General features: G+C 47.5%; 10 protein-coding genes. 7 read left to right on the forward strand and 3 right to left on the reverse strand.

Translation table 11 applies throughout. The features are described from left to right. The first annotated feature begins 60 nt into the window (after nucleotides 1–60). Together phaE and P5683_RS19980 are read left to right on the forward strand one after the other, a co-directional pair. Nucleotides 61–1,083 carry a class III poly(R)-hydroxyalkanoic acid synthase subunit PhaE gene (phaE, locus tag P5683_RS19975; RefSeq protein WP_006621798.1) on the forward strand — a complete coding sequence of 341 codons (1,023 nt, stop codon included), beginning with the start codon at nucleotides 61–63 and terminating at the stop codon, nucleotides 1,081–1,083. Nucleotides 1,084–1,143: 60 nt separating this feature from the next. Then, nucleotides 1,144–2,265: a class III poly(R)-hydroxyalkanoic acid synthase subunit PhaC gene (locus P5683_RS19980; RefSeq protein WP_008056716.1), complete on the forward strand. Its 1,122-nt coding sequence runs from the start codon at nucleotides 1,144–1,146 to the stop codon at nucleotides 2,263–2,265. A gap of 66 nt (nucleotides 2,266–2,331) precedes the next feature. Here the strand turns inward: P5683_RS19980 and P5683_RS19985 are convergent, their stop codons facing one another. After that, nucleotides 2,332–2,601: a hypothetical protein gene (locus tag P5683_RS19985; RefSeq protein WP_006621796.1), complete on the reverse strand. Its 270-nt coding sequence runs from the start codon at nucleotides 2,599–2,601 to the stop codon at nucleotides 2,332–2,334. A 467-nt stretch (nucleotides 2,602–3,068) separates the two neighbouring features. Here P5683_RS19985 and P5683_RS19990 point away from each other — a divergent pair, with 467 nt between their 5' ends. Beyond that, nucleotides 3,069–3,758, forward strand: a complete 690-nt coding sequence (locus P5683_RS19990; RefSeq protein WP_006621795.1) for a GDSL-type esterase/lipase family protein — start codon at nucleotides 3,069–3,071, stop codon at nucleotides 3,756–3,758. A 22-nt stretch (nucleotides 3,759–3,780) separates the two neighbouring features. On the opposite strand, the gene P5683_RS19995 is transcribed toward P5683_RS19990, so the two are convergent. Continuing rightward, nucleotides 3,781–4,179, reverse strand: coding sequence for a hypothetical protein (locus P5683_RS19995; protein WP_006621794.1), 399 nt, complete (start codon nucleotides 4,177–4,179; stop codon nucleotides 3,781–3,783). A gap of 790 nt (nucleotides 4,180–4,969) precedes the next feature. Between P5683_RS19995 and P5683_RS20000 the strand changes: the two genes are divergently transcribed. Beyond that, on the forward strand, nucleotides 4,970–5,308 hold the full coding sequence (locus P5683_RS20000) for a hypothetical protein (RefSeq protein ID WP_006621793.1): 339 nt from the start codon (nucleotides 4,970–4,972) through the stop codon (nucleotides 5,306–5,308). A gap of 218 nt (nucleotides 5,309–5,526) precedes the next feature. Here the strand turns inward: P5683_RS20000 and P5683_RS20005 are convergent, their stop codons facing one another. Further along, nucleotides 5,527–6,738 (reverse strand): winged helix-turn-helix domain-containing protein, encoded by a 1,212-nt coding sequence (locus P5683_RS20005; RefSeq protein ID WP_193520457.1) that lies wholly within the window; start codon nucleotides 6,736–6,738, stop codon nucleotides 5,527–5,529. Between the two features lie 114 nt (nucleotides 6,739–6,852). Between P5683_RS20005 and P5683_RS20010 the strand changes: the two genes are divergently transcribed. The 3 genes from P5683_RS20010 to P5683_RS20020 all read left to right on the forward strand — a co-directional run bounded on the left by P5683_RS20010 (nucleotide 6,853) and on the right by P5683_RS20020 (nucleotide 9,147). Then, nucleotides 6,853–7,347: a hypothetical protein gene (locus P5683_RS20010; RefSeq protein WP_006668009.1), complete on the forward strand. Its 495-nt coding sequence runs from the start codon at nucleotides 6,853–6,855 to the stop codon at nucleotides 7,345–7,347. A gap of 175 nt (nucleotides 7,348–7,522) precedes the next feature. Then, nucleotides 7,523–8,290 carry a 7-alpha-hydroxysteroid dehydrogenase gene (hdhA, locus tag P5683_RS20015; protein ID WP_006668008.1) on the forward strand — a complete coding sequence of 256 codons (768 nt, stop codon included), beginning with the start codon at nucleotides 7,523–7,525 and terminating at the stop codon, nucleotides 8,288–8,290. 59 nt (nucleotides 8,291–8,349) lie between these two features. Beyond that, nucleotides 8,350–9,147, forward strand: a complete 798-nt coding sequence (locus tag P5683_RS20020) for an SDR family oxidoreductase (protein WP_008056706.1) — start codon at nucleotides 8,350–8,352, stop codon at nucleotides 9,145–9,147. Nucleotides 9,148–9,482: the final 335 nt, after the last annotated feature.

The following is a 9,482-nucleotide window of genomic DNA, read 5'->3' on the forward strand; positions in this document are numbered from 1 at the left end:
ATCGTCGCATTGTCAGGCAATAGCCGGATAAATGTCGCGTAAATGTATCAGGTATAGACAATGGAAAACGAAACAAATCCGTGGAACGAAATGGCCAATCAATGGGTAAACACCTGGACTCAGACCGGAAATGACATCTGGAAAAACTGGTTTGATCTGATGAGTGGGTCAGGAGTATCTGACACCGATAAAAATGGCCAGTCCCACTCCGGGGGAATAACCGAACAAATGGCAAAAAATCAGGCCTCATTGATGCGTTTTCTACAATTTTCCTTTGAAGCCTGGAAAGATATATTACCAAAAGTTGAATCTGGTGCGAATTGGGAACAAACCCTAGAAAACTACTCCCAGCAAATTCGCCAGCAAATGGAACAATATATGAGTGTTCCCACTAAGATGACCGGAAGCGGCACGACCCTGGGGAAACTCTACATGGAACAAATGCAGAAGTTTAACCAAATGTGGATGAACTACAGCGGCGCGGCTATGGTTCCCATGGGTGAAGCCATGATGGGTAAAAGTGAAGCATTAATCGAGTTAAATAACCTCTACTGGGAACAACTGTATCAACCCAGCCTAGGAACCCTGCTACAAAGTCCGATGTTTGGTATTAGTCGCGAGTTGAATAGTACCATGATGAGTCATTTTCAGGCTTGGATAAATTTTTATCGCGCTAGTAATGATTATCAGGTAGTTTTAGCAGATATCCAAGTCCGCGCCTTTGAGAAGTTAATCGAAAAATTAGCGGCGGGAGTTAGCAAAGGCGAAAAAGTCGAAACTTGGCGGCAGTTTCAGCAGTTATGGAGTGTGGCTATAGATGATGTATTTGAGGAAACTTTCTGTTCCGAAGATAAACTCAAAATTAGGGGAAGGTTTATTAACTCCCTCAACGCCTATCGACTAGAACAACAAAAGTTGATGGAGATTTCTATGCGATCGCTCAATCTCCCCCTCCGCAGCGAAATTGACGAAATGCACAAAATCATTTACGAACTCCGCAAAGAGGTTAAATCTCTCAAAAAACAGATATCCACCATGACAGCATCTTCACCCAAACCCGAGTCAATTCAAGAAGTAAGTTGAGAGAAAGTTACTCCTAATATTTGTCTCAACAGTCTGACTCAATTCGTGATCCAATTTAATATGTCTTTGCTTGGAGGACATCAAGCTATGTTACCTTTCGCCTTACAAATGGGTTTAGAAGACTTAACCCAGGAATATGCAGACCTCACCGAAAAAATTGTTCATGGTATGGACAACCTTAGCAGTTTACGGGAGGAAGAAATTATCGTTGGGGTCACACCCAAAGAAGCAGTTTATCAGGAAGATAAAGTCACCCTTTATCGTTTTGAACCCAAAGTCAAAAAAACCCTTTCTGTACCCCTGCTAATTGTTTATGCTTTAGTCAATCGTCCCTTTATGGTAGATTTGCAAGAGGGTCGTTCCTTAGTTGCTAATTTACTCAGTTTGGGATTAGATGTCTATTTGATTGACTGGGGATATCCTACCCGTAGCGATCGCTGGTTAACCTTAGATGATTACATCAACGGTTATATTAATAACTGTGTTGATTTTCTGCGCGATCACTATGAACTCGATAAAATCAACCTCCTAGGAGTTTGTCAGGGAGGAACCTTTAGCCTCTGCTACAGTTCCCTATATCCCGAAAAAGTGCAAAACCTCATCACCATGGTTGCGCCAGTCAACTTTGATATGCCAAATACCCTGTTAAATGCGCGGGGAGGCTGTACATTGGGACCGGAAGCCATAGATGTTGACCTCATGGTTGAGGCTTTAGGTAACATTCCCGGCGACTATTTAAACATCGAGTTTCTGATGTTAAAACCCCTACAATTAGGATATCAAAAATATCTCGATTTACCCGAAATCATGGGAAGTCGCGACAAACTGCTAAACTTCCTCCGCATGGAAAAATGGATTTTTGATAGTCCCGACCAAGCCGGAGAAACCTATCGCCAATTCCTGAAAGATTTTTATCAGGAAAACAAACTAATCAAAGGCGAAGTAATGATTGGTGATTCTCGGGTAGATTTAAGCAATATTACCATGCCAGTTCTCAACCTCTACGCCGAGAAAGATCACCTAGTCCCCCCTTCCTCTTCCCTAGCCTTAGAGGAATACATCAGCAGTGAGGACTACACCGCCAAATCCTTCCCTGTAGGTCATATCGGTATGTATGTCAGTGGTAAAGTACAGCGAGACCTACCCCCAACCATTGTTGATTGGTTAAAAGTGCGAGAGTAATTTGATTAGCGGCTAATTAGGGGGGGTTGACAAAAACAATCTACCCCCTTCCGCTTTTTTGATGCCTTACTTCACACTCTCGGCAGTTTTACGCATAGTATTAAAATACTCTGTCCAGAGTTGTTTTTGAGCATCCAGCATCATTTGGGTGGTCTGCTTTTGTGTCTCCAGATAAGACTTAACCATTTCCTCCTGCAATTTCAGAGTCTGTTCAAAACCCTCTGATAAATTAGAGGGAGGCTTCCAACCCGGAAAACCCTCCATCCAAGTGTCAAACCATTTTTTCTGCAAGTCTACCATTTGCTTTTGGTAATCTTCAAAAAGCTTAGTATCCATATTGCATAAACCAGTAAATTACTTCTCGCCAATCAAATCTGACTCTGATTGACTCCATAGCGATTCCCGGCCAGTCGTTTCCTAAAGCCTGGGAAACACTACCCTAAATTATAAGATAATTTGCTCAAAATTGATGCTTTTTAGCTAATCTATAGATTTGTAACAAAATCTCATTTTTCCCATCAATTGACCCCAGGTATTCTCAAAAAGCCGCCGACCTAAGCGCTAGGGAGGATCTTAGTTTACGGAATATTAACCGAATTTTAATCTTTAGAAGCGATCGCCAACAACAATCTATCCCCAGACATAAATTGTAGTTTGAGATACCACTGCTGAGGGATTTTAGCCACATCAGTTCACCAAGAACTTTTTTATTAAGTTTTATTATGTTAAGCTGTGTTACAGTAGATTGCTAAAACACTACCATCCAGGTAAAGACCACTGCCAACTTAGGAGAGCAGCATCCCATGATACAAGCAGTTGCAACAACCAAGTTTGCGCCCACCCATACGAAACAGACCCCCCTAAGAATTATCGCTTTGGGGGACAGTCTGATTTATGGATTCGGAGATCCAGTCGGCGGAGGTTGGGTAGAACAATTGCGACGCGAGTGGATGTCTCCAGAGAAGGGCGGTCATGCGCTTTACAACCTAGGGATTCGTGGTAATACCGTCGCCCAAGTTACCCAGCGTCTCGAGCAGGAATTTCGGCAACGGGGAGAATTAAGAAACCGCCTACCAGACCTAATTATTTTATCAGTAGGACTCAATGACACCCCCCGCTTAGGAAGACCCAACGGCCGATCGCTCACAGATTTCGACGCATTTCGCATCCATGTCGCCACCCTTCTGGAAAGGGCCCAAAGCCTCTGTCCAGTCATCTTCGTAGGAATGCCTCCCGTTGACGAAAGCAAAATGCCCTTTTTAGGCTGTATGTACTACAACCACGCGGACCAATACGCCTACAAAGAAGCCACACGGCGAGGCTGCGAAGTCCGGGATATCCCCTATTTAGATATATTCGACCTGTGGCTGTCTCGTGGGGAAGATTGGGTGCGATCGCAACTGAGTTCCGACGGTTTACATCCCAATGTTCAAGGCTACCAAAGTTTACTGAAAGACGTTCAGAATTGGGAGCCCATCGCCAACCTAGGTTAAACCCAACCCCCCCAACTTCTGGTTATTTATTGGTAACCAGAGGTATCTGTTTAGCCCAATCAAAATAACTATCCCACCACTGTTTTTGAGCAGTGGCGATAGTTTCCAGGGCTTCCTGCTGTATTTTCAGAGTCCCATTGACAGTTTCTTGTTGAAAATCTAACGCCTTCGTCATAGCCTCAGAAGTATTAGATAGATCCTTGATACTGTCCCAACTATTTTTCCAGGTATCCAGCCATTGTTGCTGATAGTCTTCAAACCAATTTTTGCTCATGATTCCCTCAACGGTGAAAACAACAAAATAACCACAACTCGCAGCGGGTAAGCACCTACTGCTTATGATCAGTCTCAGCAACCACCACCCCACCAGTCGCCGTCCCAGGTAGTGGCGATCGCTACTCTCAAAATCTATAAACGTCAATTCTGTTTCGTCTGGTGAGTAATTATACCATCATTATCTGAGATTGAATACCTGATTCTACCAATTTCAGGTGTTGAAACCCGATCTTTGGCTGACATTGTGATCCAGCCTTCCCCGTCCGTCATCACAACCCCCACCATAGATCTGGCTAAACTGTCAAGATATCATGACATTATCAATTCCCAGTAAAATTAAGTAGATATCAAAAAGTTCTATTTAATGTGCAACACTTCCCTTTCGGCAAAAAAGTTATACCATGACAGGTCTAGCCACTTCAGCATTTTACCAATCCCTGACAATCCCGGTTTATCCTCAGTAAATTTACGGAAACAGACCCCACAAACAACCCCGGAAATTTCAGTGAAAATACATATTGGCAAAATGTAGTCAAAAATGTAATCTGGAATCAGAGTATAAATTTTCCATGCTAATAACTCAGCCGAGATTCTCTAATTCATTGACACAACCGCGAAAATATGGCGCTGGTATCGGCAAATTGTCAGTGTAATTATGACTGTGGAACCCCCAGAGAGTGTTAATCCCAGGGAAAATGGCAGATTTCCCCCTTGTGGTCTAGTCCTGTGGCGGCGCACGGCTCCAATCAGAAGCTATGGGAGAAGCGGGAGATGATGTACTTCAAGCTAACTTGGCGGGTGATTGTTTGACTGATGGCGGAAGTTATCTAAATTCTGAGAGTATTTATTAATGCTAGGAATTAGGGAACTTTAAGTATAGCGATCGCCTGTGGAGTTAGTCATTAATAACCAAGAAGATTTGGGAGTGACATCTCATGGATGAAATCGTAAGAAAATTAGCAGGTGTGGGTTTACCAGCAGTGGTTCTGTTAATTACCATGGCGACTACAGGACTGACGGGAGCCGCCGCGATCACAGCGGCTTTAGCAATGCTAGGACCTGGTGGGATGCTGGGCGGAATTGTATTATTAGGAATCATTGGACTAGCATCGGACGCATTGACTAAATATGGTTTAAAAACGCTTCTAGTGGAAGTTTATTGGCAACGGCTCCAAGATGGTGAAAGTCCGTCGAAGTTATGCCGTGAAATTGATTGGCTGCCAATTACCAAGGAATTGAAATTGGTACTTAAAGATTCCCTGGGTCAGTTGTGACGGAAAAAGCGATCGCCCTTTGTGGCTCGGGTTTCACCCAACACTTGTGGCTCGGGTTTCACCCAACACTTGTTGCTGGGGTGAAACCGGAACGCGATCGCCCTTATCAAGGGTAACACAATTTACCATGTTCGATGTAGCTTGGTAGGTTGGGTGAAACTCCGTGAAACCCAACAGGGAGAGAGATGGTGGCGTTGGGTTTCGTAGCGACCCCCAACCTACTTAACTGGGTAGCGGAGCCATCGGGTTACATCGAAGGTGGTTCCCGTCAACTTGATCGCCCGACCAGAGCGATCGAAAACCGGACCGCCTCGGGCGTTGATATGGCGAATTTCCCCATCGTTGGCTCGAATGATGCGTAAGTTCACTTCAAAGGCTTTTCTTTGCAGTGCCGGAATCCGAATCGCCTCCTCGTGGAGTGGGAGATCGTCGGGGTGAATCAGGGCCGAAACTTCTTCGGGTTTGGGAGCCGGCAGATTCGGATCGAGGCCATGGATGAGAAAAAGTTCCTCCGTCCAATAGGTTTCGCGAGTTTCGACATCGAACTCCCAACACCCGACATGAGCCATTCGTTGAGCATTTCGCAACATCATTTCCGATCGCCGCAGTCGAGCTTCAATATGTTTGCGATGCTCAATTTCTCCGTGCAGGCGGGCATTCGCCACCATCAATTCTTGCCAGATGTTGGCGGCCATGGAATCGAGCATCTCTTTCGGGGGATCGGATAATCCCTTGGCGGACTGGGTTTCAATGTTGTAAACCGGATCGAGACAGTATCCCCGACCGTAGTGGGTTTGAATCAAATTGTTAATTCCCGCCTGTTCGAGTTTACGGCGAATGCTGCGGATGTGGCTGTTGATGGTGGCATCGGTGGGCAATTCATCGTCCAATGTCCAGAGGCGATCGCCAATTTTGTCGCGAGAAAACATTTGCCGGGGATGCCTCAAAAATAGCTCCAGAATTTGATATTCCTTGCGGTTGACTTTCAAAATTTGACCGCAGCAGGTGATCTGCCCGGAGGCGGGATTGAGAGACATGGGCCCCCAGGTGAGCAGGGGACTAGCCCGACGCAGGCTCCGCCGCGCCAGAGCCCGGAGATGAGCCAGCAGTTCTGGGATGCGAATGGGTTTCACCAAACAAGTATCCGCGCCGCTATCTAAACCCTCGATACAAGTCTCCGCATCGGAAGGCTCCAACATCAGCAAAACGATCACCGGGTTGCCCACATCCCGCAACCGACTACAGAAGGCAATTCCATCCAACTTGGGTAACAGCAACTCCAGCAAAACCGCATCGTACATAAATGCCTGGATCAATTCCCAAGCCTCCTCGCCATCGGTGGCCACATCGACGACAAAGTTTTGGCGAGATAAGTCTTGATGCAGTTGGTTCTGTAGGGTTGTGTCCGGGGAGGTGAGCAGAATTCTCATGGTTTGGTGTCCGGCTCGGGTAAATCGGCGGGAGCATACCTCCCACATTACACAAACTTTTCAGATTTCGATCATATATTATTCGGGTGTAGTTAAATCGGTCAGAGTGACTCTATGATTCCCGCCTCACATCAGGCCAATGATTTCATTCAAAAGAATGCCGTAACGAGCGGTGTAATCAACGCCATCATCAACGGCGTGATCGGCTGGCTTATGTTTCGAGGAAAAGAGACGATACCTCTGACCGTTGACACGATATCAGCCCATGAAAAAACGGTCTTCTCGACGGGGGTGATGACGGCATTCATGCTGTCGCTCATCTTAGGAACGATCGCCTTTTTTACATTCGGCAAAAAAGCCAAAGATTTCTCAGTTCCATTCCCCGAACTTTTAAACCGACCCTTTTTATTTTTTGGGGTGAGAACTATCCTATTTTATTCTCTGTTTGCCTTCGGTACGGTGACATTGTTTGCCCTCTTTTTACAAAAGTTTTTGGGAACGATTCCCGTGACACCATTAGTCGGTGCCATCATCTTGGGTATCATTGCCGGGATTGCCTCTTGGTTTATCAATGCGGCGGTCATGAAAGCCATGCTGCGGCACGAGTAGTAGAGCCGTTTCATTAGCCCTCGAAAACTAGCGAGCAGGAGAGGGATATTTGGCGGGAGAAAGGGTTAATTTTGATTATTTTTACGCCCGATTGAAGACTCTCTCCCCCATGTTTTCAGGTTGATAATTCGGATGGGATATGACGAGTATTTAATATTGTGGAGATTTTGCAAGTATGACAGTTTTGGAAACCTTCGGACTCCAGGATCAAGTCGCCATTGTCACGGGGGGCGGTGCCGGTATCGGTCGGGGCATTGCCGAATTATTTGCCCAGGCTGGGGCGGCGGTGGTCGTCAGTGATTTAAAAGAAGAAACGGCCACAGCAGTAGCCGACGGCATCAAGGAAAAAGGCGGTCGCTCTATAGCCGTGCCTTGCGATGTCACCAAGGATTCCGACTTGGAAAATTTGGTCCAGTCTACCCTCGACGCTTTTGGCAAAATTACCCTGCTAATCAACAATGCCGGGGGGGGCGGTCCTCAACCTTTCGATATGCCGATGGATACGTTTATTTGGGCTTACAAAATCAATGTATTTTCCGTGTTTCATCTGTGCCAATTGTGCGCCCCCCACATGGAAGCAGCCGGACAGGGGGCGATTTTAAATATCTCTTCGATGTCGGCGGAAAATAAGAATATCAACATGGCATCTTACAGTTCTTCCAAAGCCGCCGTCAGCCACCTGACCAGGAATATCGCCTTCGATTTGGGACCCAAGGGAATTCGGGTGAATGCGATCGCCCCCGGTGCCATCAAAACCGACGCGCTGGCGAAGGTGCTGACCCCCGAAGTCGAAAAAGTCATGCTCAAACATACCCCCTTGGCGCGGTTGGGAGAACCCAAGGATATCGCCTATGCGGCATTGTTTCTCTGTTCCCCCGCAGCCAGTTGGATCAGCGGGCAAGTGCTGACCGTCAGCGGCGGCGGCGTTCAGGAATTGGATTAATTTTTCGCCTGAGAAACTGACTGTATTTCAAAGTATTTAAACCCCAAAAGGAGACCACCATGAGCAATTTTGATTCCTTCGCCGACTTTCGGATGAATAACCATGTGGCGATCGTCACTGGCGGCGCTCAAAACATCGGGGAAGCGATCGCCAAAACCTTTTCCGGTGCCGGGGCGAAGGTGATGATTGCCGACTTGAACGGAGAAAAAGCCCAGGCTACCGCAGCCGCTATTCAAGCCGAAACTGGCAATGAAGCATTGGGCATCGGCTGCAACGTCACCGTCGAGGCAGACATCCAAGCCTGCGTCGCCAAAACCGTCGAAGCCTTCGGTGGCATTTCAACCCTGGTCAATAACGTCGGTTGGGGCAAAGCCTACGACGACCCCCTCGACGTTCCCTTGGAAGAGATGGTCGAAAGCTACAAACTCAATACCCTGTCAGCCATGCGGATGACCTCCGCCTGCCGCCCCTATCTCCTGCAAGCCGAAAATGCCACCATCACCAACTCCGGTTCCCTGGTGGGGGTCTTGCCCGCTTTTGACTTCATCGCCTACTCCGCCGCCAAAGCCGCACTCAACCACATGATGCTGGGTTTAGCCCACTATTTTGCCAAGCAGGTCCGCATCAACACGGTGCTGATCGGTACAGTCATCACCCCGGGCTACGCGGAGGCGGGTTTAGATGAACAGGCTCAGTACGCCCTGGCTCACCCCGACAACCTGACCGGGCGGGCTGGCAAACCCCAGGATATTGCCAACGCCTTCCTGTGGCTGGCTTCACCGGCGGGGTCCTGGGTGAGCGGCCAGACCTTGCAAGTCTCCGGCGGTGGCAAGCGGGTCCGCCTAAAGCCCGAATAAATCCGAGGGGGCGATTCCAGATGAAAATTTGGACCCTTTTTCACCCCCGGCAAACAACCAAAACATGGGCTGAGTCCCGCCGTTCCCACGGTTGCAGAAGTCGGGGGAGATGCCGTCCGCCCAGGGGGGTTATGTGTGGCTAGGTTATACGAACAGCACTGGAGCATGAAAACCTTGTCTCTTTAGCTCTTGGTAGGTTGGGTTTCACCCAACATTTGTAGGTTGGGTGAAACGAGGGTGAAACCCAATATAACGGAGAGATGGTGGTGTTGGGTTCCGTACCTCCACCCAACCTACTTAAATAAGCGATCGCTCTTGGTAGGTTGGGTTTCACG

The sequence above is a fragment of the Limnospira sp. PMC 1279.21 genome, assembly GCF_032349615.1.
GTDB lineage: Bacteria > Cyanobacteriota > Cyanobacteriia > Cyanobacteriales > Microcoleaceae > Limnospira > Limnospira fusiformis.

Coding starts and splice junctions, on each gene's coding strand:
- phaE (WP_006621798.1), top strand. CDS start 61: ATGGAAAACGAAACAAATCCGTGGAACGAAATGGCCAATCAATGGGTA.
- P5683_RS19980 (WP_008056716.1), top strand. CDS start 1,144: ATGTCTTTGCTTGGAGGACATCAAGCTATGTTACCTTTCGCCTTACAA.
- P5683_RS19985 (WP_006621796.1), bottom strand. CDS start 2,601: ATGGATACTAAGCTTTTTGAAGATTACCAAAAGCAAATGGTAGACTTG.
- P5683_RS19990 (WP_006621795.1), top strand. CDS start 3,069: ATGATACAAGCAGTTGCAACAACCAAGTTTGCGCCCACCCATACGAAA.
- P5683_RS20000 (WP_006621793.1), top strand. CDS start 4,970: ATGGATGAAATCGTAAGAAAATTAGCAGGTGTGGGTTTACCAGCAGTG.
- P5683_RS20005 (WP_193520457.1), bottom strand. CDS start 6,738: ATGAGAATTCTGCTCACCTCCCCGGACACAACCCTACAGAACCAACTG.
- P5683_RS20010 (WP_006668009.1), top strand. CDS start 6,853: ATGATTCCCGCCTCACATCAGGCCAATGATTTCATTCAAAAGAATGCC.
- hdhA (WP_006668008.1), top strand. CDS start 7,523: ATGACAGTTTTGGAAACCTTCGGACTCCAGGATCAAGTCGCCATTGTC.
- P5683_RS20020 (WP_008056706.1), top strand. CDS start 8,350: ATGAGCAATTTTGATTCCTTCGCCGACTTTCGGATGAATAACCATGTG.